Origin of the sequence: Enterobacter cloacae complex sp. 6730903, from assembly GCF_048283985.1 — a bacterium.
GTDB lineage: Bacteria > Pseudomonadota > Gammaproteobacteria > Enterobacterales > Enterobacteriaceae > Enterobacter > Enterobacter hormaechei_C.
Genome location: NZ_JBLVXX010000033.1, coordinates 1 through 26,085, shown reverse-complemented (window position 1 = coordinate 26,085; position 26,085 = coordinate 1). Strand labels below are relative to the sequence as shown.

Annotated in this window: 24 protein-coding genes, 2 tRNA genes, 1 pseudogene and 1 other annotated feature; of the genes and pseudogenes, 13 read left to right on the top strand and 14 right to left on the bottom strand. The window is 54.8% G+C overall.

The features are described 5' to 3' along the window. The first annotated feature begins 45 nt into the window (after positions 1–45). Positions 46–1,500, top strand: a complete 1,455-nt coding sequence (locus ACNQ0W_RS16850) for an AMP nucleosidase (protein ID WP_015572404.1) — start codon at positions 46–48, stop codon at positions 1,498–1,500. A gap of 131 nt (positions 1,501–1,631) precedes the next feature. Here ACNQ0W_RS16850 and ACNQ0W_RS16845 read toward each other — a convergent pair. Both ACNQ0W_RS16845 and emmdR read right to left on the bottom strand, forming a co-directional pair. Next, positions 1,632–1,707: transfer RNA gene (locus ACNQ0W_RS16845), tRNA-Asn, on the bottom strand. A gap of 103 nt (positions 1,708–1,810) precedes the next feature. After that, positions 1,811–3,229 carry a multidrug efflux MATE transporter EmmdR gene (gene emmdR, locus ACNQ0W_RS16840; RefSeq protein WP_023324934.1) on the bottom strand — a complete coding sequence of 473 codons (1,419 nt, stop codon included), beginning with the start codon at positions 3,227–3,229 and terminating at the stop codon, positions 1,811–1,813. Between the two features lie 226 nt (positions 3,230–3,455). On the opposite strand from emmdR, the gene ACNQ0W_RS16835 reads away from it, so the two are divergent. Further along, positions 3,456–3,531 (top strand) — tRNA-Asn (locus tag ACNQ0W_RS16835). A 147-nt stretch (positions 3,532–3,678) separates the two neighbouring features. Here the strand turns inward: ACNQ0W_RS16835 and ACNQ0W_RS16830 are convergent. The 4 genes from ACNQ0W_RS16830 to dacD all read right to left on the bottom strand — a co-directional run bounded on the left by ACNQ0W_RS16830 (position 3,679) and on the right by dacD (position 7,076). After that, positions 3,679–4,014, bottom strand: coding sequence for a DUF496 family protein (locus ACNQ0W_RS16830; RefSeq protein ID WP_000450410.1), 336 nt, complete (start codon positions 4,012–4,014; stop codon positions 3,679–3,681). A gap of 147 nt (positions 4,015–4,161) precedes the next feature. Beyond that, complete coding sequence (locus tag ACNQ0W_RS16825; RefSeq protein ID WP_017693112.1) at positions 4,162–5,220, bottom strand: FUSC family protein; 1,059 nt, start codon at positions 5,218–5,220, stop codon at positions 4,162–4,164. 91 nt (positions 5,221–5,311) lie between these two features. Beyond that, positions 5,312–5,785, bottom strand: coding sequence for a DNA gyrase inhibitor SbmC (sbmC, locus tag ACNQ0W_RS16820; protein ID WP_062932884.1), 474 nt, complete (start codon positions 5,783–5,785; stop codon positions 5,312–5,314). A gap of 118 nt (positions 5,786–5,903) precedes the next feature. After that, positions 5,904–7,076 (bottom strand): serine-type D-Ala-D-Ala carboxypeptidase DacD, encoded by a 1,173-nt coding sequence (dacD, locus tag ACNQ0W_RS16815; RefSeq protein WP_047740833.1) that lies wholly within the window; start codon positions 7,074–7,076, stop codon positions 5,904–5,906. A gap of 191 nt (positions 7,077–7,267) precedes the next feature. Between dacD and sbcB the strand changes: the two genes are divergently transcribed. Beyond that, a complete protein-coding gene (gene sbcB, locus ACNQ0W_RS16810) occupies positions 7,268–8,704 on the top strand; it encodes an exodeoxyribonuclease I (RefSeq protein WP_371306722.1) in 1,437 nt (478 codons plus the stop codon). Between the two features lie 120 nt (positions 8,705–8,824). On the opposite strand, the gene ACNQ0W_RS16805 is transcribed toward sbcB, so the two are convergent. The 4 genes from ACNQ0W_RS16805 to ACNQ0W_RS16790 all read right to left on the bottom strand — a co-directional run bounded on the left by ACNQ0W_RS16805 (position 8,825) and on the right by ACNQ0W_RS16790 (position 12,250). After that, entirely contained in the window at positions 8,825–10,183 is a 1,359-nt protein-coding gene (locus ACNQ0W_RS16805; protein ID WP_006811203.1) for an APC family permease, read from the bottom strand. After that, positions 10,173–10,235 carry a membrane protein YoeI gene (yoeI, locus tag ACNQ0W_RS16800; protein ID WP_099458931.1) on the bottom strand — a complete coding sequence of 21 codons (63 nt, stop codon included), beginning with the start codon at positions 10,233–10,235 and terminating at the stop codon, positions 10,173–10,175. Before yoeI ends, ACNQ0W_RS16805 begins: the two co-directional genes overlap by 11 nt. 219 nt (positions 10,236–10,454) lie before the next feature. Further along, positions 10,455–11,384: a LysR substrate-binding domain-containing protein gene (locus ACNQ0W_RS16795; RefSeq protein ID WP_047728942.1), complete on the bottom strand. Its 930-nt coding sequence runs from the start codon at positions 11,382–11,384 to the stop codon at positions 10,455–10,457. Positions 11,385–11,425: 41 nt separating this feature from the next. Further along, positions 11,426–12,250, bottom strand: coding sequence for an SDR family oxidoreductase (locus ACNQ0W_RS16790; RefSeq protein ID WP_017383300.1), 825 nt, complete (start codon positions 12,248–12,250; stop codon positions 11,426–11,428). Positions 12,251–12,422: 172 nt separating this feature from the next. Between ACNQ0W_RS16790 and hisL the strand changes: the two genes are divergently transcribed. The 9 genes from hisL (at position 12,423) to hisIE (ending at position 19,639) form a co-directional block, all read left to right on the top strand. Beyond that, the gene (hisL, locus tag ACNQ0W_RS16785) at positions 12,423–12,473 is read left to right on the top strand and encodes a his operon leader peptide (RefSeq protein ID WP_099516347.1); all 51 of its coding nucleotides are present in this window, start codon (positions 12,423–12,425) and stop codon (positions 12,471–12,473) included. Next, positions 12,449–12,572, top strand: a sequence feature (His leader region). Its footprint overlaps the gene before it by 25 nt. A gap of 45 nt (positions 12,573–12,617) precedes the next feature. Next, positions 12,618–13,517, top strand: a complete 900-nt coding sequence (gene hisG / locus ACNQ0W_RS16780; protein WP_000886595.1) for an ATP phosphoribosyltransferase — start codon at positions 12,618–12,620, stop codon at positions 13,515–13,517. 5 nt (positions 13,518–13,522) lie between these two features. Beyond that, entirely contained in the window at positions 13,523–14,827 is a 1,305-nt protein-coding gene (gene hisD / locus ACNQ0W_RS16775; protein ID WP_062932832.1) for a histidinol dehydrogenase, read from the top strand. Beyond that, complete coding sequence (gene hisC / locus ACNQ0W_RS16770) at positions 14,824–15,885, top strand: histidinol-phosphate transaminase (protein WP_062932831.1); 1,062 nt, start codon at positions 14,824–14,826, stop codon at positions 15,883–15,885. Before hisD ends, hisC begins: the two co-directional genes overlap by 4 nt. After that, the gene (gene hisB / locus ACNQ0W_RS16765) at positions 15,882–16,949 is read left to right on the top strand and encodes a bifunctional histidinol-phosphatase/imidazoleglycerol-phosphate dehydratase HisB (protein ID WP_032669539.1); all 1,068 of its coding nucleotides are present in this window, start codon (positions 15,882–15,884) and stop codon (positions 16,947–16,949) included. The genes hisC and hisB overlap by 4 nt, the downstream gene beginning before the upstream one ends. Next, on the top strand, positions 16,949–17,539 hold the full coding sequence (hisH, locus tag ACNQ0W_RS16760) for an imidazole glycerol phosphate synthase subunit HisH (RefSeq protein WP_015572396.1): 591 nt from the start codon (positions 16,949–16,951) through the stop codon (positions 17,537–17,539). The genes hisB and hisH overlap by 1 nt, the downstream gene beginning before the upstream one ends. Then, entirely contained in the window at positions 17,539–18,276 is a 738-nt protein-coding gene (hisA, locus tag ACNQ0W_RS16755) for a 1-(5-phosphoribosyl)-5-[(5-phosphoribosylamino)methylideneamino]imidazole-4-carboxamide isomerase (protein WP_015572395.1), read from the top strand. Before hisH ends, hisA begins: the two co-directional genes overlap by 1 nt. Continuing rightward, positions 18,258–19,034 (top strand): imidazole glycerol phosphate synthase subunit HisF, encoded by a 777-nt coding sequence (gene hisF, locus ACNQ0W_RS16750; RefSeq protein WP_003859481.1) that lies wholly within the window; start codon positions 18,258–18,260, stop codon positions 19,032–19,034. Before hisA ends, hisF begins: the two co-directional genes overlap by 19 nt. Further along, positions 19,028–19,639, top strand: a complete 612-nt coding sequence (gene hisIE / locus ACNQ0W_RS16745; RefSeq protein ID WP_062932830.1) for a bifunctional phosphoribosyl-AMP cyclohydrolase/phosphoribosyl-ATP diphosphatase HisIE — start codon at positions 19,028–19,030, stop codon at positions 19,637–19,639. The genes hisF and hisIE overlap by 7 nt, the downstream gene beginning before the upstream one ends. 111 nt (positions 19,640–19,750) lie before the next feature. Here the strand turns inward: hisIE and ACNQ0W_RS16740 are convergent. Next, positions 19,751–20,704, bottom strand: a pseudogene (locus tag ACNQ0W_RS16740) (IS4 family transposase); the annotation flags it as partial. A 110-nt stretch (positions 20,705–20,814) separates the two neighbouring features. Then, a complete protein-coding gene (gene wzzB / locus ACNQ0W_RS16735; RefSeq protein ID WP_417933217.1) occupies positions 20,815–21,795 on the bottom strand; it encodes an LPS O-antigen chain length determinant protein WzzB in 981 nt (326 codons plus the stop codon). Positions 21,796–21,987: 192 nt separating this feature from the next. On the opposite strand from wzzB, the gene ACNQ0W_RS16730 reads away from it, so the two are divergent. Further along, a complete protein-coding gene (locus tag ACNQ0W_RS16730) occupies positions 21,988–22,992 on the top strand; it encodes an NAD-dependent epimerase (protein ID WP_062932825.1) in 1,005 nt (334 codons plus the stop codon). Between the two features lie 49 nt (positions 22,993–23,041). Here ACNQ0W_RS16730 and ugd read toward each other — a convergent pair whose 3' ends face one another. Both ugd and gndA read right to left on the bottom strand, forming a co-directional pair. Next, complete coding sequence (ugd, locus tag ACNQ0W_RS16725) at positions 23,042–24,208, bottom strand: UDP-glucose 6-dehydrogenase (protein WP_062932824.1); 1,167 nt, start codon at positions 24,206–24,208, stop codon at positions 23,042–23,044. 227 nt (positions 24,209–24,435) lie between these two features. Further along, the gene (gene gndA / locus ACNQ0W_RS16720; RefSeq protein WP_028013772.1) at positions 24,436–25,842 is read right to left on the bottom strand and encodes an NADP-dependent phosphogluconate dehydrogenase; all 1,407 of its coding nucleotides are present in this window, start codon (positions 25,840–25,842) and stop codon (positions 24,436–24,438) included. Positions 25,843–26,085 lie beyond the last annotated feature (243 nt).

The following is a 26,085-nucleotide window of genomic DNA, read 5'->3' as shown; positions in this document are numbered from 1 at the left end:
ATACTATCGGGTATAGCCGCACACCTGTGGAACAAGGAGACAGACATGAATAATAAGGGCTCCAGCCTGACCCCGGCTCAGGCGCTGGAAAAACTCGACGCGCTGTATGAACAGTCCGTCAATGCACTGCGCAGCGCCATCAGTGACTATATCGAAACAGGGAAACTTCCCGATGAAAAGGCCAGAACCCAGGGCCTTTTTGTTTATCCATCGCTCTCTGTCACCTGGGACGGCAGCGCCAGCAGCAATCCAAAAACCCGCGCCTATGCGCGTTTCACCCACTCCGGCTGTTACAGCACGACCATCACGCGACCTGCGCTGTTCCGCCCCTATCTGGAAGAGCAGCTTACCCTGCTGTATCAGGATTACGGCGCGCATATCAGCGTTGAGCCGTCCCTGCATGAGATCCCTTATCCGTACGTGATAGACGGCTCGGCGCTGACGCTGGATCGCTCCATGAGCGCGGGACTGACCCGCCATTTCCCGACCACTGAGCTGTCGCAGATTGGCGATGAGACGGCGGACGGGATCTATCACCCGGCAGAGTTTTCACCGCTGTCGCACTTTGATGCCCGCCGTGTCGATTTCTCGCTGGCACGCCTGCGTCACTACACCGGCACCCCTGCCGAACATTTCCAGCCGTTCGTGCTGTTTACCAATTACACCCGCTACGTAGACGAATTTGTCCGCTGGGGCTGTAGCCAGATCCTCGATCCGGACAGCCCTTACATCGCCCTCTCCTGCGCGGGCGGGATCTGGATCACCGCCGAAACCGAAGCACCGGAAGAAGCCATCTCCGACCTGGCGTGGAAAAAGCACCAGATGCCAGCCTGGCACCTGATCACCGCCGACGGTCAGGGCATTACGCTGATTAACATCGGCGTTGGCCCGTCGAATGCGAAAACCATCTGCGACCATCTGGCGGTACTGCGCCCGGACGTCTGGCTGATGATCGGCCACTGCGGCGGCCTTCGTGAAAGCCAGCTGATTGGCGATTACGTCCTCGCCCACGCTTATCTGCGTGACGACCATGTCCTTGACGCGGTTCTGCCGCCGGATATTCCTATCCCGAGTATCGCGGAAGTGCAGCGCGCTCTGTACGACGCCACTAAAGAGGTGAGCGGCATGCCGGGTGAAGAGGTGAAGCAGCGCCTGCGTACCGGTACGGTCGTCACCACCGACGATCGTAACTGGGAGCTGCGCTATTCCGCCTCCGCCCTGCGTTTCAATCTCAGCCGTGCGGTCGCAATCGATATGGAAAGCGCCACCATTGCCGCCCAGGGCTACCGCTTCCGCGTCCCTTACGGCACGCTGCTGTGCGTGTCCGATAAACCGCTGCACGGCGAGATCAAACTGCCGGGCCAGGCGAACCGTTTTTACGAAGGGGCGATCTCAGAGCATCTTCAGATTGGTATTCGCGCCATCGATTTACTGCGTGCAGAGGGCGACAAACTGCATTCCCGCAAGCTGCGCACCTTTAATGAGCCACCGTTCCGCTGATAACAAGGACACATCACGCACACCACTCACCCGGCCTGGGATTCCGTAGGTCGGGTAAGCGGAGCGCCACCCGACAATTTCACGAACGCAGAAAAGCAAAAAGCCTGCTTTAAAAGCAGGCTTTTTAAATTTGGCTCCTCTGACTGGACTCGAACCAGTGACATACGGATTAACAGTCCGCCGTTCTACCGACTGAACTACAGAGGAATCGTGTGAACGGGGCGCATATTATCGATGCGCCCTGAGGATGTCAAAGGGTGAATGCAGATTTTCAATCGTTTGCCGATTTATTCTCCACTTCGCACATTTGTCAGGCACTTGCCGTTTCCGAAACCTCCTGCTCCGGTTTTTTCCGCGGATATTTCCACAGCCAGCGCCCGCTCACCATGCGCCAGTAGAACAGCGCCCCGCGCACGGCCCAGTCAAGGAACATCCCCAGCCAGACGCCGACAACGCCCATACCTAACATTACCCCCAGCGTGTAGCCCGCCACGACGCGACAGCCCCACATGCCGAGCATGGAGACCCACATCGCAAACCGGGCATCGCGCGCCCCTTTCAATCCGGCAGGAAGTACCCAGGACGCGGCCCAAATTGGCATAAACGCCGCGTTGAGCCAAATGAGCACCTTCACGACCTCTTTCACGTCATTTTCATGCGTATAAAACGAGGCCATCAGCCCGGCAAAAGGCGCAGTTCCCCACGCAATCGCCGTCAGCCCAATGGTTGAAAGCCAGAAGACATGCCGAAGCTGCCGTTCCGCCTGCCCTATCTGCCCCTTTCCGAGACGTCTGCCGGTGATGATCGTCGACGCCGACCCCAGCGCGTTTCCCGGCAGGTTAATGAGTGAGGCGATGGAGAAGGCAATAAAGTTGCCGGCGATGACGTCTGTTCCCATCCCGGCAACAAACATCTGCGTCAGCAGTTTCCCACCGTTAAACAACACGGATTCGATGCTGGCCGGGATCCCAATCCCCATCACTTCCCAGATAATGGCGAAGTTAAGCGGACGGAAATAGCTTTTCAGCGTCAGGCGCAGCGATGGCGTAATTCCCGCCATCAGTACGCCGATTATCGCCGCCGCACCAATATAGCGGGAAATGGTCAGCCCTAAACCCGCGCCGACAAAGCCCAGCCCCTCCCAGGAAAAGACGCCGTAAATCAAAACGCTGCTGATAATGATGTTCAGGATGTTCATGCCGCCGTTGATCAGCAGCGGGATTTTGGTATTCCCTGCACCACGAAGCGCACCGCTACCAATCAGCGCGATGGCAGCCGCCGGATAACTCAGCACCGTCATTTCCAGGTAGGTGAGAGCCAGATCCTTCACTTCACTGGTCGCTTCTCCCGCGACAAAATCGATAATTTCTTTGCCGTAATAATGGATAACCGCCGCAAGGATGATCGAAAAGAGGGTCATGATCATCAGCGACTGTCTGGCCGCTTCGCGGGCACGCTTCGGATCGAGCTTGCCCAGGCTAAACGCCACCACCACCGTCGTACCGAGATCGATAGCGGCAAAGAAGGACATCACCACCATATTGAAACTGTCCGCCAGCCCTACCCCGGCCATGGCTTCTTTACCGAGCCAGCTCACCAGAAAGGTGCTCAGCACGCCCATCAACAGGACACAGGTATTCTCCAGGAAAATAGGCACGGCAAGGGGGGTGATTTCACGCCAGAAGAGAACTCGATAACTCTTACGTTTTGCATACCAGGGCGTGCGCATAATCGCCTGGCGTAGGGGTGCGGTGACGTTCAAAATGGACCTTAGCGAGAAAGTTGAAACTCCATTTCAAATGATGGGGCAGAAATGCGTATCCTGCAAAGTATTTTCCATAAAATTATGTTTGGATTTACAACAAAATGACGACAGAATCATCAAACAAACGCTTTTGCCTGAGATCAGGTTTGACAAAAGTTTTTTCGCCGCTAAGATAAGCCTCCACAATGATTCCTCTGTAGTTCAGTCGGTAGAACGGCGGACTGTTAATCCGTATGTCACTGGTTCGAGTCCAGTCAGAGGAGCCAAATTTAAAAAGCCTGCTTTTAGAGCAGGCTTTTTGCTTTTCTGCGTTCGGTAAAATTGTCGGGTGGCGGCTTCGCCTTACCCGACCTACGTGATAACAGTCCTGTAGACCCGGTAAGCGCAGCGCCACCGGGCAACAGAGTGTGCGATTACTCGCCTTTAGCGTCGACGTTTTTGATTTCGCCCATCACTTTCAGCTTCTTGGAGATGTCGCGACGCTCTTTGGACAGCTCAGCGTTTTTGATGATGTAGTCATCAACGCGATCTTCATAATCGCTCTTCATGCTGGCGATGATGCCCTGAATAGCTTCAACGCTCATGCCAGGCTTGATGTAGTCGCTCAGGTTGTCCAGCAGCAGGACACGTTTCTGGTTGTCACGGATCTTCTTCTCTACGTCCTGGATTTCGCGCTGTAGCTTGTTTTTGCGGCGGAACAGGCGGACGAACTCCAGAACATCCTGGAACGAAGGCTTGGTAGTTTCCATTTTTACACCCCTGATAATGTGAGATTCGGATTCGTTAAAGCAACCGTTTTAACAGACAGCGGCTGCGAATGACAATGAGTATATCGTTTAAAACCATCATAACCCTAATTGTTGCTGAATCGAAGCAGCAGGCATCACATACGCTTTTTATTTGCGCAGTGCCCGGCAAATCAGCTGCGATAACAACTCCAGCTGTCGCGCCAGCTCCATACTCAGCCAGACATAACCGTGGATGGGCGTTTCCGCCACATTGTCGCCCTGGCGCTCATTCATCAGCTGTTTGAGCTCGGCGACGATTTCGTTCAGCCGCTCGCTGTTCGCCCGTATCGGCTGCGGGTTACCTTCATAGAGCGCATGAGCGATGGTCAGCAGGGTCTGTTGCGTCATCTGCTGCGTCTCTTTCAGCGTATGCGCGTTGAGCATCAGAAGATGGCTGGGACGTGAGGCCCAGTGGGCATTGATTTGCAGTTCAAGCATACAGACCAGATTACGGCTGACCGTCTGAATAGCTTCAAAAATGGCTTTCTGGATATGGGTTTCTTTGCTTGCTGGCGTAATTAACCCACGCATTTTGACCACATCATTGAGGATTTTTTGCAGGTGCTTTTCCAGCCGCGGGCGCTCAATCAGATTCGGCGAAAACCCGGCCTGGTAGACCCGATTAAATGCCGTGACGTAGTTTGCCATCTGAATGCGCCAGTGCAGGAAGGCACGCTGCGGCCAGATGCCGGTAAACAGCATGGCGAGCAACGAGCCGAGGATCACGTCCCCGCTTCGCCACAATGCGGTGGTCATATCGCCCGCCGGTGCGCCGACCACAACCGCGAGCGTAATGCCAATCAGCAGCGCCTGATACGGTTTCTTGCCGAGGGCCAGCCACCCGCAAAGAAACATCGCCACCGCGCACCACAGCAACATGACCGGAAACGAGATCAGCTCCAGCTTCAGGGCGATAAGCCCAAGCGCTGAGCCTAAAACGGTGCCGCCTATGCGTTCGAAAGCGCGCGGGACCACGTTCCCCCAGAATGAGATCGGCCCCATCACCACCACCAGCGTGATCAGCGGCCACGTCCCTTCCGGGATATCCAGCAGACGAACCAGTACGAAGGTCAACACAAACGCCAGCGCAATGCGGCAACCGTGCACCACGCGATAATGTTTGTATAACCGAATTTCAAAAGGGGTTAATGACTTGTCGGGGCGCACACCCGTCTCCAGCTCTACGGCAAACCACAATTGTACTGTGTTTTCAGCCGGGTGGATCGCGCCCGGCTGAAAAACCCTGCATTCCGCAGGATTATCTCACTTTGTGCTCTACCGGTACAAACATCTCAATATCCCAGTAGCCGTCAGCATTGCCATCGTTCAGATAGCGTTCGAAGCAGGGTTTTGCCGCGATCTGGAATTTGCTGTCTTCCAGCAGGGAGTTGAAGAACTGATACCACGGAGTGGCGAAATCATGATTTTCAACGCGCGCGGCGGCAATAGCGTACTCTCCGGCAGCAATTTCGGTTATCATCACCCCTTCACTGTTCTCAGGGATAGTGAAATCGTCCGCTACCGTTACGGCGGTAACGCAGCGGAGCTTTTCTGCCGGAACGTCATCCGGATTGTCATAATAAACGGCCACCCACTCCTGCGGCTGAATATGACGCCCGTCTACCCACATGACCAGCTGTTCGAATCCCTGCTTGACCGTCTTTTCCCACGGCCCCACGAGATGAAAGCCAGCGATCGTACGTTTCTGTTGCTGCCTGATGCTGTAGTCCATGCTGCCTCCGTTCATTACTGTATATATATACACTATAAAGCAGAATCGAGATTATCGGCAAACCAGGAGTGTTTATTATGTGAGCAGACTCGCAACACTGCCAGTCTGCCCAAAAAGGTCAGAGCTTATGATGCAGATAATCGCCGAGGCGGGAGAAAAGGCCGCCCTTTTCAACGCTTTCCAGCGTAACCAATGGCCAGTGCGCGACCACCTTGTCACGATCGTACAGCTGGATCTCCCCTACCCGCTGATGCGCGGCGATCGGCGCTTCCAGCTCTTTTTTATCCATCACGTATTTCGCCTTGATGTTCGGCACTTCCGATTTGGGTAATGCCAGCCAGAAGTCCTGATCCGTGCCCAGCGCGATCTGCTCTTTATCGCCGTACCAGATGCGCTCGGTTCCCACTTTTTTACCGTTATGCAGGATCTGCACCGTATCAAAATTTTGCTGTCCCCAGTGCAGCAGCTTGCGCGCCTGATCTTCACGTCCTTTCGGGCTGTCTGCCCCCATCACCACCGCAATCAGTCGACGCTGACCGTCCACCGCAGAGGCAATCAGGTTAAAGCCCGCGCCCGAGGTGTGTCCCGTTTTCAGGCCATCCACGTTCATGGTCTTATCCCACAGCAGGCCGTTGCGGTTCTGCTGGGTGATGCCGTTCCAGGTCAGGCTCTTTTCGCTGTACATGTGGTAGAACTCAGGCTCGCCGTGAATGATGGCTCGGGAAAGTACGGCGAGATCGTAAGCGGAGCTGTGCTGACCCGGTGCATCCAGCCCGTGTACGGTTTCGAAGTGGGTATCGCGCAGGTTCAGCTTTTCAACGTAGTCATTCATCATCCTGACGAACTGCGGCTGACCGCCCGCCACGTGATCCGCCAGCGCCACGCAGGCGTCATTGCCGGAATCAACAATCAGGCCGCGGCTGAGATCGCGCACGGAAACCCGATCGCCCTCCTTCAGAAACATCAGCGACGAACCGTCAAAGACCGGATTGCCTTTTGCCCAGGCGTCACGTCCGACCGTCACAATGTCATCGGGGCTGATGCGGTGGCTATCAATGGCGCGATCGACAACGTACCCCGTCATCAGTTTGGTCAGGCTCGCCGGATTGCGCTGCTGATGTTCGTTGCCCGCCGTTAAGATTTGACCCGTGGTGTAATCCATCAATACCCAGGAGCCAGCCTGGATGGCAGGCGGCTGAGGTGAAAAATCCAGCGGCTCGGCAGCCAGCGCGGATGAAATACTCGAAGCGAGTAAAGAAACAGCAATAAACAGACGGCGTTTCAACGGTATATCCTCAGGTCAGTAAAAATCGATGACCTTTTTACGGGAGTTCTGATGTCGTTACCTGCCTTAATTGCAAAAAAATGTGACAACGCGCAGATTTTTTCGGAACAAATCTCGCAAATTTCTTGCCTGACGGTGCTTTTTATTCGGACTGCTCACCCCAATCGTTTACCATAGAGACGTCAATTTTTAACAGGATGAGATTACTGGTGTCTGACTCTGCCGCGCGCCCGACTTTTTTGTTCCACGATTACGAAACCTTTGGCACCCATCCGGCGCTGGACCGACCGGCGCAGTTTGCGGCTATCCGAACCGATGACGAATTTAACGTCATCGGTGAACCCGAGGTGTTTTACTGTAAACCCGCCGATGACTATCTGCCGCAGCCGGGCGCGGTAATGGTGACGGGCATCACGCCTCAGGAAGCGCGGGATAAAGGCGTTAGCGAGGCAGAATTTGCCCGTCGCATCCACGACCTGTTCACGGTGCCCAATACCTGCGTGGTGGGTTACAACAACATCCGTTTTGACGATGAAGTGACGCGCAATATCTTCTACCGCAACTTCTACGATCCGTATGCATGGAGCTGGCAGAACCGTAATTCACGCTGGGATTTGCTGGATATCATGCGCGCCTGCTATGCGCTGCGCCCGGAGGGGATTAACTGGCCGGAGAACGACGACGGCATGCCGAGCTTCAGGCTCGAGCACCTGACGCGGGCCAACGGCATCGAGCACAGCAACGCCCACGACGCGATGGCAGACGTTTACGCAACCATCGCAATGGCGAAACTTGTAAAAACCGCGCAGCCGCGCCTGTTTGAGTATCTGTTGAGCCATCGCAGCAAGCAAAAGCTGATGACGCTGATTGACGTGCCGCAGATGAAACCGCTGGTGCATATTTCAGGGATGTTCGGCGCGTGGCGCGGGAACACAAGCTGGGTGGCGCCGCTTGCCTGGCATCCGGACAACCGTAACGCCGTCATCATGGTGGATCTCGCCGGGGATATCTCGCCGCTGCTTGAGCTTGACAGCGACACCTTACGTGAACGGCTCTATACCCCGAAAGAGGCGCTGGGTGACCTGCCAGCCGTACCGGTAAAACTGGTGCATATCAATAAGTGCCCGGTGCTGGCGCAGGCCAACACGCTGCGCCCGGAAGACGCCGACCGGCTGGGGATAAACCGTCAGCACTGCCTCGACAACCTGAAAGTGCTGCGCGACAACCCGCAGGTGCGCGAGAAAGTCGTCGCCATTTTTGCCGAAGCAGAGCCGTTCGTGCCGTCTGAGAATGTGGATGCGCAGCTTTATAACGGCTTCTTCAGCGACGCCGATCGCGCGGCGATGAACATCGTGCTGCAAACCGACCCGCGTAACCTGCCCGCGCTGGATATCACCTTCGCAGATAAGCGCATTGAGAAGTTGATGTTTAATTATCGCGCGCGCAACTATCCCGGCACGCTGGATGAAGCAGAGCAGGAACGCTGGTTACAGCATCGGCGCAACGTGTTTACGCCGGAGTTTCTTAATAGCTACGCCCAGGAGCTGGAGATGCTTTACGGTCAGTATGAAGGGAATGCTGAGAAGCAGGCGCTGCTGAAAGCGCTGTTCCAGTATGCGCAAGAGATTGTCTGAATAGCGGGTACAAAAAAGCCGGAGGCGATGTCTCCGGCTTTTTTTGCCGGGTGGCGCTAACGCTTACCCGGCCTACGAAACTGTTGGTCGGGTTGAGCATAGCCGCCACCCGACACAGTCTTACGCGACGTCTTCGTACTGAGGAACCGGGTTGCGGAAGCTTCTGGTCACGCAAGCCAGGTAAATCAGGCCGATTGCACCCCAGATCAGACCCAGAACCATTGAGCTCTCTTCCAGGTTGATCCACAGGGCGCCCACCGTCAGGGCACCACACACTGGCAGCACCAGATAGTTGATGTGGTCCTTCAGCGTCTTGTTGCGCTTCTCACGGATCCAGAACTGCGAAATCACGGAGAGGTTAACGAAGGTGAACGCCACCAGCGCACCAAAGTTAATCAGCGCAGTGGCCGTTACCAGGTCGAATTTAATCGCCAGCAGGGCAATAGCACCCACCAGCAGCACGTTCCACGCCGGGGTACGCCATTTAGGATGCACGTAACCGAAGAAGCGGGTTGGGAACACACCGTCACGGCCCATCACGTACATCAGACGAGAAACGCCCGCGTGCGCTGCCATACCGGAAGCCAGTACGGTGACGCTGGAGAAGATCAGCACGCCCCACTGGAAGGTTTTACCCGCCACGTACAGCATAATTTCAGGCTGTGATGCATCCGGATCTTTAAAGCGAGAGATATCCGGGAAGTACAGCTGTAAGAAGTAAGACGCACCGATGAAGATCAGGCCGCCAATCAGCGCGGTCAGGAAAATCGCTTTCGGGATCACGCGCTCAGCGTCTTTGGTCTCTTCAGACAGAGAAGAGATACCGTCGAAGCCCAGGAACGAGAAGCAAAGGATAGTCGCACCGGTGATCATCGGCACTACGTGCGCGCCTTCAGACCAGAACGGACGGGTGCTGGTCAGCGTACCTGCGCCTTCACCGTGGGAAACGCCGTAGATGATCAGGCCAACGATAACCGCAACAATCCCCATCTGAAGGATCACAATCAGGGTGTTGAAGTTAGCCACGGTCTTGATGCTGCGCAGGTTAGAGATGGTCATAAAGGCCACCAGCGCCACAACGAAGATCCACGACGGCACGGAAGGTACCAGCGCTTCGAAGTAAATTTTTGCCAGCAGAATGTTGATCATCGGCATGAACAGGTAGTCCAGCAGTGATGACCAGCCCACCATAAAGCCAACCGCCGGGCTAATGGATTTCTGAGCATAGGTATACGCAGAGCCTGCGGACGGGAAACGGCGAACCAGTTTACCGTAGCTCAGCGCTGTAAAGAGGATGGCGACCAGCGCAAAGGCGTACGCCGTTGCAACGTGACCGTCAGTAAGGCCTGATACGATACCGAATGTATCGAACAGCGTCATCGGTTGCATATAGGCAAGGCCCATCATAACAACCGGAATCAACGTAAGCGTTTTACGTAATTCCACGCGAGAGGTGTTTGGAGTTGCGTTATGCGACATAGTTATTCTCCTTTACGGTAATAACCGCCACGTAAGCGAAAAATTGCCCCATTTCTTTCTTCCTCAGCGACAACAACTGTCGGATTTTAGTAAATATCTATCCGGTACGAAGCCCGGCCTCTTGGTTTTTAGTTTCGTTTCGTACATGCAAAAAAAAATAACCGACGCCTTTTATATCGTCGATTATTCATTTGTTTGCAGCGGCGGCATTTTGCCCTATTCCAGATACAAAAGGCAATACATTGAGAAACCTGCCCATAAATTAATTTTACTAACTGATTGATTTCCCATCACCTGCCTGAGTGTAAACTGTAGCGATAGCACTATTTGCTAAAATTTCGTCTCGCCACCAGGCGCTGGCAAGCCCGGCGGTCTGTTCATTCCAGCCCACCCATACCGATTCGTTACTGCTCTGCGCTAAAACCTGTTTTTCCACCAGCGCTCCGCTGTCAATAAACCGCTGCGCTAAATAACGGGGAAGGTAACCGCACCCCAGGCCGCTTATTTGCAGCTCCAGCTTGGTTTTAAAATCAAAAACGGTGATGGCCTCCTGCTCATCCAGCAGCTGCGATGAAATGCCGCATTCGGGGCGAGAACTGTCTCCAACCACAATGGCACGATAGTTTTTAATGACGCGTCGGGTAACAGGCTCCGGTTCATTCGCCAGCGGGTGATGAGGCGCAACGGCAAAAACCTGCTCCAGAACGCCCAGCCGCGCAAAACCAAATTCACTTAACTGGGGAGGCTCATGCAGCGCCCCAACGATGATATCCGCCCTGCCCTGCGTCAGGGCCTCCCAGGAACCGCCCAGCACGCCATTAATAAAAACCAGCCGCGTGACGCTATGGCGCTGATAGAACGCCTCAATAAGCGGAGTAAGCAGGGAGAAAGGGAAAGTATCATCAACCCCAATCACCAGCTCATTTTCCCAGCCCTGGTGAAGTTTGACGGCCTGTTTTTCCAGCTCGCGAACCGTATGCAGCACGTCACGCCCTTTTTCCAGCAGCATCTGCCCTGTGCGGGTGAAACGCGCGCGATGCCCGGTGCGGTCAAGGATTTGGATATTAAGATCGCTCTCGAGCTTTTGCACGGTGTAGCTCAGAGCCGAAGGGGTTTTATAGAGCTTCGCCGAGGCGGCGGCAAAGCTCCCCTCTTTTTCCAGCGCATCCAGAATAACAAGAACATCCAGCAGCGGTTTCATCTTCGCCCCCTTGCGGTGTGCGATTGTCTCCGCCGGCGCAATTATTCCATGGGCATAACCAGCGGATCGGGATACTGATATTCAAATCCCAGTTCATGGCAAATACGATTGCCATCAATAATTTTGCCTTTGCGTTCCCCCTGCGCCTCACTGAATACCGGCGGCGCCAGACCCAGCTGGCGCGCCATCAGCGGATAAAAGGTACTGCGCGGCGGATGCGAAGGCGCACATATATTATAGATGTGCCCCCCTTTCGGAGCCTGCAAAAGCAGTTCTATGGCGCCGATAACATCCTCAAGATGCACAAGATTAACCCCGTGCTGGCCATCCGGCGCGGATTTACCGGCAAAGAAGCGCCCCGGATGACGGCCCGGCCCCACCAGCCCGGCCAGACGTAAGATATCCACCTGCGTACCAGGCAGATTGTGCAGCCAGTCTTCCAGCTCTTTCAGCACCCGGCCGCTGGCGGTCACCGGACGGCGCTCGGTGTTTTCTTTCGCCGTACCGTCGATATCGCCATAGACGGAGGTGGAGCTGGTGAAAATGATACGCGGGATATGGTGCGCCAGGGCGCTGTCGACGATCTCCTGCACCGCCTGCAAGTAAAAAGACTCACCCGGGCCGCTGCGCCGCGCCGGTAAGGTAATGACCAGCGCGTCCACATTCATCAGTTCATCCAGCTCGTCGGTATCGCAGATAAGCTCGGGTTCGAGACGCAGCTCGACACCATCAATGCCGCACATGCGTGCCGCTTCAACCCCATCCCGGGTGGTCTTACTCCCTGTCACCTGCCAGCCTTTCGCGGCTAATGACATCGCCAGTGGCATTCCTAACCACCCTAACCCGACAATCGCGACCTTTTTCATGACATTCTCCGCTTAACGACGCTTGTTATAAGGCTACGCCAGCCTGGTGGAACGCACAATTCATACCATCAATATGAAATGAATTAATGATCAAAAAAAGCCCTTGCTTTATGGCGTACAACTGGTTTAGGTTAAAAGACATCAAATGCATAAGCATTCAACGAGAATTTATATGACCCGCGTTCCTTTTAAAAACCACCATCATCACCATCATCCTGACTAGTCTTTCAGGCGATGTGTGCTGGAAGACGTTTGGATCTTCCAGTGGTGCATGAACGCATGAAAAAGCCCCCGGAAGATCTTCTTCCGGGGGCTTTTTTTTGGACCGCATTCAGACAGGTTAAAACAGGTTAACGAGGAACACAGAATGTTAGATAACTCACGTTTACGCATAGCTATTCAAAAATCAGGGCGTTTAAGCGACGATTCACGCGAACTGCTGGCCCGCTGCGGGATTAAAATCAACCTGCACACCCAACGCCTGATCGCCCTGGCTGAAAATATGCCGATCGACATTCTGCGCGTACGTGATGACGATATCCCGGGCCTGGTGATGGATGGCGTCGTTGACCTTGGCATCATCGGCGAAAACGTACTGGAAGAAGAGTTGTTAACCCGCCGCGCGCAGGGCGAAGATCCGCGCTACTTTACCCTGCGTCGTCTGGACTTCGGCGGCTGCCGCCTGTCGCTGGCCACGCCGGTCGATGAAGCCTGGGACGGCCCGGCCGCGCTGAACGGCAAACGTATCGCCACCTCTTACCCTCACCTGCTGAAGCGTTACCTCGATCAAAAAGGCGTGCAGTTTAAATCCTGTCTGCTGAATGGCTCTGTTGAAGTGGCGCCGCGTGCGGGCCTGGCCGATGCCATCTGTGACCTCGTCTCCACCGGCGCCACGCTGGAAGCGAACGGCCTGCGCGAAGTGGAGGTGATCTACCGCTCCAAAGCGTGCCTTATCCAGCGCGACGGCGAGATGGCCGACGCCAAACAGCAGCTCATAGACAAACTGCTGACCCGCATTCAGGGCGTGATTCAGGCGCGTGAATCCAAATACATCATGATGCATGCGCCAACCGAGCGTCTGGACGAAGTGATTGCCCTGCTGCCGGGCGCTGAGCGCCCAACCATTCTGCCGCTGGCGGGCGACCAGCAGCGCGTGGCGATGCACATGGTCAGCAGCGAAACCCTGTTCTGGGAAACGATGGAAAAACTGAAGGCGCTGGGCGCAAGCTCCATTCTGGTGCTGCCAATTGAGAAGATGATGGAGTAACGACCATGAGCTTTAACACAATCATCGACTGGAATACCTGTAGCGACGCGCAACAGCGTGAGCTGCTGATGCGCCCGGCAATTTCCGCCTCGGAGAGCATCACCCGCACCGTGGCGGAGATCCTCGATAACGTCAAAGCCCGCGGGGACGACGCGCTGCGCGAGTACAGCGCGAAGTTTGACAAGACGGAAGTCGGCGCTTTACAGGTTACCGGGCAGGAAATTATTGATGCCAGCAATCGTCTGGGTGATGACATCAAACAGGCGATGGCCGTCGCGGTGAAGAATATTGATACCTTCCACACCGCGCAGAAATTGCAGGCGGTGGATGTGGAAACCCTGCCCGGCGTACGCTGCCAGCAGGTGACGCGCCCGGTGGCGTCCGTCGGCCTCTATATTCCTGGCGGCTCTGCCCCGCTGTTTTCGACCGTCCTGATGCTGGCCACCCCGGCGCGTATTGCCGGTTGTCAGAAGGTGGTGCTCTGCTCTCCGCCACCGATCGCCGACGAGATCCTGTATGCGGCGAAGCTGTGCGGCGTGCAGGCGATCTATAAAGTGGGCGGTGCGCAGGCGATTTCTGCCCTGGCGTTCGGGACGGGATCCATTCCGAAGGTCGACAAAATCTTTGGCCCGGGCAATGCCTACGTGACCGAGGCGAAACGCCAGGTCAGCCAGCGTCTGGACGGCGCGGCGATTGATATGCCTGCCGGTCCGTCTGAAGTGCTGGTGATTGCCGACAGCGGCGCTACCCCGGATTTCGTGGCCTCTGACCTGCTATCGCAGGCCGAACACGGCCCTGATTCGCAGGTGATTTTACTGACGCCAGATGCCGACATGGCAAAACGCGTGGGCGACGCCGTTGAGCGTCAGCTGGCTGACCTGCCGCGTGCGGAAACGGCGCGTCAGGCGCTATCCGCCAGCCGCCTGATTGTGGCCCGCGATCTTGACCAGTGCATCGCCATCTCCAACCAGTACGGTCCTGAGCACCTGATTATTCAGACCCGCAATGCGCGCGATCTGGTCGACAGCATAACCAACGCAGGTTCGGTGTTCCTCGGCGACTGGTCACCGGAATCCGCCGGGGATTACGCCTCCGGCACCAACCACGTGCTGCCGACGTATGGCTATACCTCAACCTGCTCCAGCCTGGGGCTGGCGGATTTCCAGAAGCGCATGACCGTGCAGGAACTCTCCCGCGAGGGATTTGCCTCGCTGGCGTCGACCATTGAAACCCTTGCCGCCGCCGAGCGCCTGACTGCCCACAAAAATGCCGTGACGCTGCGCGTTGCCGCCCTGAAGGAGCAAGCATGAACATCGAAGAATTAGCCCGCGAAAATGTCCGTCGCCTGACGCCCTATCAGTCTGCGCGTCGTCTGGGCGGGAACGGCGACGTCTGGCTGAATGCCAACGAATATCCCACGGCGGTGGCCTTTGAGCTTTTGCAGCAGACGCTGAACCGCTACCCGGAGTGTCAGCCGAAAGCGGTGATCGAGAACTATGCCCAGTATGCAGGCGTGAAGCCTGAGCAGGTGCTGGTCAGCCGTGGGGCGGATGAAGGGATTGAGCTGCTGATCCGCGCGTTCTGCGAACCGGGTAAAGACGCGGTGATGTACTGCCAGCCCACCTACGGGATGTACAGCGTGAGCGCCGAAACCTTTGGCGTGGCCTGCCGCAACGTGCAGGCGCTCGACAACTGGCAGCTGGATTTGCAGGGCATCGCCGATAACCTAGACGGCGTGAAGGTGGTGTTTGTCTGTAGCCCGAATAACCCCACCGGGCAGATTATTCATCCGCAGGATATCCGCACCCTGCTGGAGATGACGCGCGGCAAGGCGCTGGTCGTCGCTGATGAAGCCTACATTGAGTTCTGCCCGCAGGCGACGCTGACAGGCTGGCTTGAGGAGTATCCGCATCTCGTTGTGCTGCGTACCCTTTCCAAAGCCTTCGCCCTCGCTGGCCTTCGCTGTGGATTTACGCTGGCGAATAAAGCGGTTATCGACCTGCTGCTGAAAGTGATTGCCCCGTATCCGCTCTCAACGCCGGTTGCCGATATTGCGGCACAGGCGCTGGCCCCGCAGGGCATCAGCGCGATGCGCGAGCGTGTGGCGCAGATCCTGGAAGAGCGTCAGTATCTTGTTGATGCCCTTAAAACGATTCCGTGCGTGGAGCAGGTGTTCGACTCGGAAACCAACTACATCCTGGTGCGCTTCACCGCCTCAAGCGCGATATTTAAATCGTTGTGGGATCAGGGCATTATCTTACGAGACCAGAATAAACAACCTACCCTGAGCGGCTGCCTGCGTATTACCGTCGGCACCCGTGCAGAGAGCCAGCGCGTGATTGACGCCCTGAAAGCGGAGAAAGTATGAGTCAGAAGTATCTCTTTATCGATCGTGACGGCACCATCATCTCGGAGCCACCCAGCGATTTTCAGGTCGATCGTTTCGACAAGCTGGCGTTTGAACCCGACGTGGTCCCGGTGCTGCTGAAGCTTCAGAAAGCAGGCTATAAGCTGGTGATGATCACCAACCAGGACGGTCTGGGCACCGACAGCTTCCCGCAGGTAGACTTTGACGGCCCGCACAACCTGATGATGCAGGTGCTGACCTCGCAGGGCATCGCCTTCGACGAAGTGCTGATCTGCCCGCATATGCCTGCCGACGAGTGCGACTGCCGCAAGCCAAAAGTGAAGCTTGTTGAACGTTATCTGGCGGAAGAGGCGCTGGATAAAGCCAACAGCTATGTGATCGGCGATCGCGTCACGGATATCACGTTGGCGGACAACATGGGCATTGCGGGCCTGCGCTATAACCGCGACACGCTAAACTGGGAGATGATTGGCGAGCAGCTCACCCGACGCGACCGCTATTCCCACGTTGAACGCAACACCAAAGAGACGCAGATCGACGTGAAGGTCTGGCTCGACCGCGAAGGCGGCAGCAAGATCCACACCGGTGTCGGTTTCTTTGACCACATGCTGGATCAAATCGCCACGCACGGCGGCTTCCGCATGGAGATCACCGTTAAGGGCGACCTGTATATCGACGATCACCACACCGTGGAAGATACCGGCCTGGCGCTGGGCGAAGCCCTGAAGCTGGCGCTCGGCGACAAGCGCGGCATCAACCGCTTCGGCTTTGTTCTGCCTATGGACGAGTGCCTGGCGCGCTGCGCGATGGATATCTCCGGGCGTCCGCACCTGGAATACAAAGCCGACTTTACCTACCAGCGCGTGGGCGATCTCAGCACCGAGATGGTGGAACACTTCTTCCGCTCGCTTTCTTACACCATGGGCCTGACGCTGCACCTGAAAACCAAAGGCAAAAACGATCACCACCGCGTCGAGAGCCTGTTCAAAGCCTTTGGCCGTACCCTGCGCCAGGCGATCCGCGTGGAAGGTGACGCCCTGCCCTCGTCGAAAGGAGTGCTGTAATGAACGTGGTGATTCTGGACACCGGATGCGCCAACCTGAACTCCGTACAGTCGGCGATTATGCGCCACGGCTACGAGCCGGTAGTGAGCCGCGACCCGGACGTGGTGCTGCGTGCGGATAAACTCTTTCTGCCGGGCGTTGGCACCGCCCAGGCGGCGATGGATCAGATCCATGAGCGCGAGCTGGTAGATCTCATCAAAGCCTGTACTCAGCCGGTGCTGGGCATTTGCCTCGGCATGCAGCTGCTTGGCCGCCGCAGCGAAGAGAGCAACGGCGTTGATCTGCTGGGCATTATTGAAGAAGACGTGCCGAAAATGACCGACCACGGCCTGCCGCTGCCGCACATGGGCTGGAACCGCGTTTATCCGAAGGCGGGCAACAGGCTGTTCCAGGGTATTGAAGACGGCGCGTACTTCTATTTCGTCCACAGCTACGCCATGCCCGTGAATGCCTACACCATCGCCCAGTGCAATTACGGCGAGGCGTTCACCGCCGCCGTGCAGAAAGATAACTTTTACGGCGTGCAGTTTCACCCGGAACGCTCCGGCGCCGCCGGTGCGCAACTGCTGAAAAATTTCCTGGAGATGTGATGATAATTCCCGCTTTAGATTTAATTGACGGCACGGTTGTTCGTCTCCACCAGGGCGATTACGGACAGCAGCGCGACTACGGCAACGACCCGCTGCCGCGGTTACAGGCTTACGCCGCCGAGGGCGCTGAGGTGTTGCATCTGGTCGATCTGACCGGCGCGAAAGATCCGGCCAAACGCCAGATCCCGCTGCTTAAAACACTGGTGGCTGGCGTGGACGTCCCGGTGCAGGTGGGCGGCGGCGTGCGTACGGAAGCCGATGTTGCCGCCTTACTGGACGCGGGCGTGGCGCGCGTGGTAGTCGGTTCGACCGCTGTGAAAGATCCTGAGAGTGTCAAGGGCTGGTTCCGCCGCTTCGGTGCGGATGCGCTGGTGCTGGCGCTGGATGTGCGCATTGACGCGCAAGGTAACAAGCAGGTCGCGGTCAGCGGCTGGCAGGAAAACTCCGGCGTAACGCTGGAAGAGCTGGTCGGGATGTATCTCCCCGTAGGGCTGAAGCATGTGCTGTGCACGGATATTTCACGCGATGGTACGCTCGCAGGCTCTAACGTCTCGCTGTATGAAGAGGTTTGCGCGCGTTATCCGCAGGTGGCGTTTCAGTCCTCTGGCGGTATCGGCGACCTGGCGGATATCGCCGCTCTGCGCGGAACCGGTGTACGCGGCGTGATCGTGGGTCGCGCGCTGCTTGAAGGCAAATTTACGGTGAAGGAGGCGATTCAATGCTGGCAAAACGGATAATTCCCTGCCTGGACGTGCGTGATGGTCAGGTTGTAAAAGGCGTGCAGTTCCGCAACCACGAGATCATTGGCGACATCGTTCCCCTGGCTAAACGCTATGCCGAAGAAGGCGCAGACGAACTGGTATTTTACGATATCACCGCCTCCAGCGATGGCCGCGTGGTGGACAAAAGCTGGGTGGCGCGCGTGGCAGAGGTGATTGATATTCCCTTCTGCGTGGCGGGCGGGATTAAATCTGCTGACGATGCGGCGAAAATTCTCTCTTTCGGTGCGGACAAAATTTCGATTAACTCCCCTGCACTCGCAGATCCGGAGCTGATTACGCGTCTGGCGGACCGCTTTGGCGTGCAGTGCATTGTGGTGGGGATCGACACCTGGTTTGATACCGCGACGGGCAAATATCACGTTAACCAGTACACCGGCGATGAAAGCCGCACGCGCGTCACCCAATGGGAGACGCTGGACTGGGTGCAGGAAGTACAAAAACGCGGTGCAGGTGAAATCGTGCTGAACATGATGAACCAGGACGGCGTACGCAACGGTTACGACCTCGAGCAGCTGAAAAAAGTGCGCGCGGTGTGCCAGGTTCCGCTGATTGCCTCCGGCGGCGCAGGCACCATGGAACACTTCCTTGAAGCCTTCCGCGATGCGAACGTAGACGGCGCGCTGGCCGCTTCCGTGTTCCACAAACAGATTATCAATATTGGTGAGTTAAAAACGTACCTGGCCGACCAGGGCGTGGAGATCAGGGTATGTTAACAGAGCAACAACAGGCGCAGCTGGACTGGGAAAAAACTGACGGATTACTGCCGGTGGTTGTACAGCATGCCGTTTCAGGCGAAGTGCTGATGCTGGGATACATGAACCAAGAGGCACTGGCAAAAACTCTCGACAGCGGCAAGGTGACGTTTTTCTCGCGCACCAAACAGCGCCTGTGGACGAAAGGGGAAACCTCGGGTCACTTCCTGAATGTGGTCAGCATTACGCCAGACTGCGACAACGACACCCTGCTGGTGCTGGTCAACCCGATTGGGCCGACCTGTCACAAAGGCACCAGCAGCTGCTTCGGCGAGGCGAGCCACCAGTGGCTGTTCCTCTATCAGCTGGAACAGCTGCTGGCAGAGCGTAAATCAGCGGATCCCAAGAGCTCGTACACGGCGAAACTGTATGCCAGCGGCACCAAGCGTATTGCGCAGAAAGTGGGTGAGGAAGGCGTTGAAACGGCGCTGGCGGCCACCGTGCATGACCGTGAGGAGCTGACGAACGAAGCGTCGGATTTGATGTATCACCTGCTGGTGCTGCTTCAGGATCAGGAGCTGGATTTAACGACGGTGATTGAGAATTTGCGGAAACGGCATAAATAAAAAAAGACCGGGGAGACCCTAATGCTGGTCACTTAAGATGACCAGCAGTTTTTTTATCCGGGTATTTCTTGCCCTTCACCCTGAGCTCTCTCGGGTAACTTCGCTCCCGTCTTCCCGGTAATACCAGCCATCTCGCCTGTTCGTACGGTGACGGTACAGCTCGCTCACCGCACCCGCCGGATAACGACAGGGGTCTTCCAGAGACGTGAGGACTTTCCTCTCCTTTCCGTCCACTTTCCGGCTCAGAAGTCTGGCAGCGACCTCTTCCGGCAGTCCAGGCCATTGTTTCCGGGCCTGCGGGCTCGTTTTTAGCTTCACCCGCTCGTCACCCCGCCCCAGACGGCACACGACCTTATACTCCGTATTCTTTATCAGGGGCAGCAGCCAGTGCCGGTTCTATTCGGCGTGCTGCCAGTGATGCAGCAGCCCCGGGGAGTAATATCCCTTGTCGAACAGGGGGATACTGTTGTCCGGTACCCGGTCCGTTAACTGTGCCGCCAGACGCATTTCGCTGACGCTCTCACTGTCGAAAGCGCTGGCGTTAATCAGATGGCTGCTGAGCTCCATCAGACAGACCATGCGCACCTGCGGATAGTTGCCTTCGCTGTGCTGGTTGCCGTGTTTGCTGAACGCTTCGCTGTTCTCCCGCATATCAGGCGTTCTCCAGACCACACCATCCACCGCAAACAGGTTCAGTCCGTGCCATTGCGGGTGTGACGCCTGCTGCTTCCAGTATTGCTGTGATATCAAAAAGCTCCCGGACAGCCCCCTCGCCGAGCTTTTTGCCGCGCTGGATAATGGCGCTTCGTGCGGTGAATGGCGCGCCCGAACGGTCAGTGATATCCATGAGATTAACAATATTGGTCATCGGCCTGTCACAGAAAACAGATATGCCGACAATAAGCCATGTCATTGATTCAAGGGTGGTTTACGTTTACGGAGCGTCACGGTATCGGTCAGCCTGAAGGCTTACCGGATAAGTTCTGCGTGGATGAGTTCGGAAAGGGAACAGGCATGTTCCGGTGCGCTGAGATGAATAATGCCGGGAGCCTGAGAAAGTTCCATTTAAAAAGGGTCCATGAAGAGACATGAACCCTTTTTACACCAGCCACTGGATCGGTCAACCGATCCTTAAATGATCGGTATTAGGGACGACCCGGTCTTTTTTTTGTAAATCAGGCTCTTGGTTTGTAGTTTCTCAGCGCGTTGCGGCCAAGGACGACAGCAGAACCGATAACACCACCAAGCAGTATCGCGAGGATGAGGGTTACGGCCTTTTTAGGACTATCACGGCGGAAAGGAAGGTCCGGTTTCATAACGTAACGATAGACATGAATGGTATCAGGATTAACGTTGAGGTTCTGAATATCCAGTAAATTCTTTTTGGTCTGATAGTAAGAGCCCGAGAACACCAGCGGGCGAGATGCTTCGTTATCAACCATTGATTTGAGGGCAACAGTACCTAACAGAAACATCGTTTCCTGGGTCACATCCTGAGTTTGCTGAAGCTGCGGTGTGCTAATTTTTGCGGCTTCTGCGTTTTTAAGCGCCTCTGAAATCTGCTTGATACGCAGATCTTTTTGCTCCTGTACGACTTTCTCCTCATTTTTGAGGGAATCGTTCAATGTAATAATCTGATGCTTGAGGTTGTCTCTGAGGTCAAGCGCCAGTTCTTTAGCCGTTTGCTCATCGATCTGCTGAATATACTGCGCCAGCTGCTTCTGTGCTGCCTCAGCCGATTCACCCTGATAGCTAACGGTTAAGGGTAATGCCTGGCCTTTCACGGTCGGTTCGATAGTAAGTTTCTCCGGATCTTCCTGATTATCAAGCGCCTGCGCTAATGCGGAGAAGGAAGAGTTGAAACGGCCAATGGCGCGATTCTGAATGTCCAGCATAGAAGGTGCGGCACCGCCATAAAGGATGTTCAACGCGTTTGCATAGGTGGCAATTTGCGCCGCATCAGGCTGGGAAATGATGGCGGATGAAGTCCATTTTTCTTTAGCAACGGTAATGTATGCAACAGCGAGAACAATAAAAGCAGCAATAAACGCTCCAATTACCCACTTACCGCGCCATAGTTGTACTACTAAATCCAGTAAATCAATTTGCTCCGGGTCATTGCTGCGATTGACCAGGCTATCGTTGTTCTGCGTCATACAATCCCTAACAGATGAAAAAGGGCAAAAATAATCTTGTTTCCATAGTGTATCTCTTGTTGTAGAAAATTCTATAAGAATACGATGAGTTATATCGGAAAGATGGGTTATGTATGTGAAGAGCAACGCGCTATCATAGTCGGAATCTGATGTCCTGGGACATCAACAAGAACACTGTGAATGAGGGAAGCTATGAAATTTCTGGTAACGGGCGCGGCGGGCTTTATCGGTTCTCATGTCAGCAAGCGCCTGCTTGATGCAGGGCATGAAGTTGTTGGGATTGATAATCTGAATGATTACTATGACCCTAACCTCAAGCTCGCTCGCCTCGAACTGCTCAAATCCGAGAGTTTTACCTTCCACAAGCTGGACTTAGCGGACCGCGAGGGCATGACTGCGCTCTTCGCCAATGAAAAATTTGACCGCGTGATCCATCTTGCCGCACAAGCGGGCGTGCGTTACTCGCTGGAAAACCCGCATGCCTATGCAGATGCTAACTTGGTAGGTCACCTGAACGTGCTGGAAGGCTGTCGCCACAATAAGGTTCAGCATCTTCTGTATGCGTCATCCAGTTCTGTTTACGGCCTCAACCGTAAGATGCCGTTTTCAACTGACGACACCGTAGACCATCCGGTATCCCTGTATGCGGCAACCAAAAAAGCCAATGAGTTGATGTCGCATACCTATTCGCATCTGTATAACCTACCGACCACTGGCCTGCGCTTCTTTACCGTCTATGGCCCGTGGGGACGCCCGGACATGGCGCTGTTTAAATTCACCAAAGCCATGATTGAAGGCAACAGCATCGACGTATACAACTACGGCAAGATGAAGCGCGACTTCACCTATATCGATGATATTGCGGAGGCGATTATTCGCCTACAGGACGTTATTCCTCAGGCCGATGCCGACTGGACAGTCGAAACCGGTTCGCCAGCAACCAGCTCTGCCCCGTATCGCGTGTATAACATCGGCAACAGTTCACCTGTCGAACTGATGGATTACATCAACGCGCTTGAAGAGGCGCTGGGCAAGGAAGCGGTAAAAAATATGATGCCGATCCAGCCGGGTGACGTGCTGGAGACCAGTGCGGACACCAAAGCGCTGTATGACGTTATTGGGTTTAAACCACAAACCTCAGTCAAAGAAGGCGTGAAAAACTTCGTCGACTGGTACCGCAACTTCTATAACGTTTAAAAACAAAAAACCCGGCAGAGCGCCGGGTTTTTTTATATCACGATATTAATCAGTCGCTGCCGAACAAATCGCGGGTATAGACTTTATCTTTAACGTCCGCCAGCTCTTCCGCCATACGGTTGGAGATAATTACGTCCGCTTCTTTTTTGAATGCATCCAGATCGCGGATCACACGCGAATGGAAGAACTCGTCTTCCTGCATGGCCGGTTCATAAATAATGACCTGCACGCCCTTCGCCTTAATACGCTTCATGATCCCCTGAATGGAAGAAGCGCGGAAGTTATCGGAACCGCTCTTCATGATCAGACGGTACACGCCGACCACTTTCGGCTGGCGCGCAAGAATAGAATCGGAGATGAAATCTTTACGCGTCCGGTTAGCGTCAACAATCGCCGATATCAGGTTATTCGGCACAGCCTGGTAGTTTGCCAGCAGCTGCTTGGTATCTTTTGGCAGGCAATAGCCACCGTAGCCAAATGACGGGTTGTTATAGTGGTTGCCAATACGCGGGTCGAGGCAAACCCCTTCAATAATCTGGCGGGTGTTCAGCCCAAGACTTTCTGCGTAGCTGTCGAGCTCATTGAAGTACGCGACTCGCATTGCCAGATAGGTGTTTGCGAAAAGCTTAATCGCCTCCGCTTCGGTGGAGTCCGTAAACAGCACCGGAATATCTTTCTTCACTGCGCCTTCCTGCAGCAGTGCGGCAAAGCGTTCAGCGCGCTCAGAACGTTCGCCAATAACGATACGGGAAGGATGCAGGTTATCGTAAAGCGCTCTCCCCTCACGCAGGAACTCTGGCGAGAAGAAGATATTATCAATACCAAACTTTTCTTTGATGGATTTGGTAAAGCCGACAGGAATGGTCGATTTAATAACCATCACCGCATCAGGATTAATCGCAATAACATCTTTGATAACCGCTTCTACGGTTGAGGTGTTGAAGTAATTGGTTTTTGGATCGTAGTCAGTAGGCGTCGCAATGATGACGTAATCCGCATCGCGGTATGCATCTTCTTTATCTGTCGTGGCGCGGAAATTCAGCGGTTTGTTGCTGAGATAGTCCTGGATTTCTTTGTCGACAATCGGCGATTTCTTCTGATTGAGCATATCCACTTTGGCCTGCACGATATCCAGCGCAACCACTTCATGGTTCTGAGCAATCAGAATGCCGTTAGAAAGACCGACATACCCTGTTCCGGAAATTGTTATTTTCATTCGCTAATGACTTCTTTTAGTTAACTGTATTGATGGCCGGCAGACCATCGCGATAAACATAACTGTTGGGCTTTGTACCTCCTGGCAAACAGCACTGTCAAGGCAAACCAGGAGTAATCATTACGAGGGGGATGAGATTCAGACTACTTCGAATAATGCGCGGCATTTTTTGCATAAAAAAAACCCGGAGACATGCTCCGGGTTGGTGTTATTGCGAAGGTTTTAACTCACTCCATCCATTCGGTATGGAACACACCTTCTTTATCCGTGCGCTTGTAAGTATGCGCGCCGAAATAGTCACGCTGTGCCTGGATCAGGTTGGCAGGCAGAACAGCAGCACGATAGCTGTCGTAGTATGCCACCGCAGCAGAGAAGGTTGGAACCGGGATACCGTTCTGTACAGCGTAGGCAACCACGTCACGCAGCGCCTGCTGGTACTCGTCTGCAATCTTCTTAAAGTACGGTGCCAGCAGAAGGTTAGCGATACCTGCATTTTCAGCATAGGCATCGGTGATTTTCTGCAGGAACTGCGCACGAATGATGCAACCCGCGCGGAAGATCTTCGCGATCTCGCCGTAGTTCAGGTCCCAGTTATTCTCGTCAGACGCCGCACGCAGCTGTGAGAAGCCCTGCGCGTAGGAGACGATTTTACCCAAGTACAGGGCGCGACGAACTTTCTCGACGAATTCAGCTTTGTCACCTGCTGGTTTAGCCTGTGGGCCTGACAGCACTTTAGAAGCCGCAACGCGCTGCTCTTTCAGAGAAGAGATATAACGCGCAAAGACGGATTCGGTGATCAGAGACAGCGGCTCGCCCAGATCCAGAGAGCTCTGGCTGGTCCATTTACCGGTACCTTTGTTCGCTGCTTCATCCAGAATCACATCAACCAGGTATTTACCTTCTTCATCTTTCTTCGTGAAGATATCTTTGGTGATGTCGATCAGGTAGCTGTTCAGCTCGCCTTTGTTCCACTCGGTAAAGGTTTCAGCCAGCTCTTCATTAGAGAGATTCAGGCCGCCTTTCAGCAGGGAGTATGCTTCTGCGATCAGCTGCATATCGCCGTATTCGATGCCGTTGTGCACCATTTTTACATAGTGACCCGCACCGTCCGGACCGATATAAGTCACACACGGCTCGCCATCTTCCGCAACAGCAGCGATTTTAGTCAGAATAGGCGCAACCAGTTCGTACGCTTCTTTCTGGCCACCAGGCATGATAGATGGGCCTTTCAGCGCGCCCTCTTCACCGCCGGAAACGCCGGTACCGATGAAGTTGAAGCCTTCAGCGGACAGCTCACGGTTACGACGAATGGTGTCCTGGAAGAAGGTGTTACCGCCATCAATGATGATATCGCCTTTTTCAAGGTAAGGCTTTAGGGAGTCAATTGCAGCATCGGTACCCGCGCCTGCTTTGACCATTAACAGGATACGACGGGGCGTTTCCAGAGACTCAACAAATTCTTTTACCGTATAGAAAGGAACGAGTTTCTTGCCTGGGTTTTCGGCAATCACTTCTTCAGTCTTATCACGGGAGCGGTTGAAAACGGAGACGGTATAACCACGGCTTTCGATGTTGAGCGCCAGGTTGCGCCCCATCACAGCCATACCGACAACGCCGATCTGTTGCTTGGACATTACATACTCCTGTCAGGTGTGGTCACTGTCGGGTAACCCCGACAGATATAATTTGCAAGAATCTTAACTCATAAATCAGGGACAGAGGTAGGCATTTGTGGCCTTGATCACGCCAGACGACACAAAACGGGATATATCAAATCCCCACAAAAGGTGCAGGTATATTTTATTTATAAATGAACTAAATCACAACAGATAATTAATTCTCTTATTTATTATGTTTTTTATTAATTGCTTTTTGAT

Excerpts from the sequence above, each read along its gene's own strand:
- ACNQ0W_RS16850 (WP_015572404.1), top strand. The coding sequence starts at position 46 with ATGAATAATAAGGGCTCCAGCCTGACCCCGGCTCAGGCGCTGGAAAAA.
- emmdR (WP_023324934.1), bottom strand. The coding sequence starts at position 3,229 with ATGCGCACGCCCTGGTATGCAAAACGTAAGAGTTATCGAGTTCTCTTC.
- ACNQ0W_RS16830 (WP_000450410.1), bottom strand. The coding sequence starts at position 4,014 with ATGGAAACTACCAAGCCTTCGTTCCAGGATGTTCTGGAGTTCGTCCGC.
- sbmC (WP_062932884.1), bottom strand. The coding sequence starts at position 5,785 with ATGGACTACAGCATCAGGCAGCAACAGAAACGTACGATCGCTGGCTTT.
- sbcB (WP_371306722.1), top strand. The coding sequence starts at position 7,268 with ATGAGATTACTGGTGTCTGACTCTGCCGCGCGCCCGACTTTTTTGTTC.
- ACNQ0W_RS16805 (WP_006811203.1), bottom strand. The coding sequence starts at position 10,183 with ATGTCGCATAACGCAACTCCAAACACCTCTCGCGTGGAATTACGTAAA.
- ACNQ0W_RS16795 (WP_047728942.1), bottom strand. The coding sequence starts at position 11,384 with ATGAAACCGCTGCTGGATGTTCTTGTTATTCTGGATGCGCTGGAAAAA.
- ACNQ0W_RS16790 (WP_017383300.1), bottom strand. The coding sequence starts at position 12,250 with ATGAAAAAGGTCGCGATTGTCGGGTTAGGGTGGTTAGGAATGCCACTG.
- hisG (WP_000886595.1), top strand. The coding sequence starts at position 12,618 with ATGTTAGATAACTCACGTTTACGCATAGCTATTCAAAAATCAGGGCGT.
- hisD (WP_062932832.1), top strand. The coding sequence starts at position 13,523 with ATGAGCTTTAACACAATCATCGACTGGAATACCTGTAGCGACGCGCAA.
- hisC (WP_062932831.1), top strand. The coding sequence starts at position 14,824 with ATGAACATCGAAGAATTAGCCCGCGAAAATGTCCGTCGCCTGACGCCC.
- hisB (WP_032669539.1), top strand. The coding sequence starts at position 15,882 with ATGAGTCAGAAGTATCTCTTTATCGATCGTGACGGCACCATCATCTCG.
- hisH (WP_015572396.1), top strand. The coding sequence starts at position 16,949 with ATGAACGTGGTGATTCTGGACACCGGATGCGCCAACCTGAACTCCGTA.
- hisA (WP_015572395.1), top strand. The coding sequence starts at position 17,539 with ATGATAATTCCCGCTTTAGATTTAATTGACGGCACGGTTGTTCGTCTC.
- hisF (WP_003859481.1), top strand. The coding sequence starts at position 18,258 with ATGCTGGCAAAACGGATAATTCCCTGCCTGGACGTGCGTGATGGTCAG.
- hisIE (WP_062932830.1), top strand. The coding sequence starts at position 19,028 with ATGTTAACAGAGCAACAACAGGCGCAGCTGGACTGGGAAAAAACTGAC.
- wzzB (WP_417933217.1), bottom strand. The coding sequence starts at position 21,795 with ATGACGCAGAACAACGATAGCCTGGTCAATCGCAGCAATGACCCGGAG.
- ACNQ0W_RS16730 (WP_062932825.1), top strand. The coding sequence starts at position 21,988 with ATGAAATTTCTGGTAACGGGCGCGGCGGGCTTTATCGGTTCTCATGTC.
- ugd (WP_062932824.1), bottom strand. The coding sequence starts at position 24,208 with ATGAAAATAACAATTTCCGGAACAGGGTATGTCGGTCTTTCTAACGGC.
- gndA (WP_028013772.1), bottom strand. The coding sequence starts at position 25,842 with ATGTCCAAGCAACAGATCGGCGTTGTCGGTATGGCTGTGATGGGGCGC.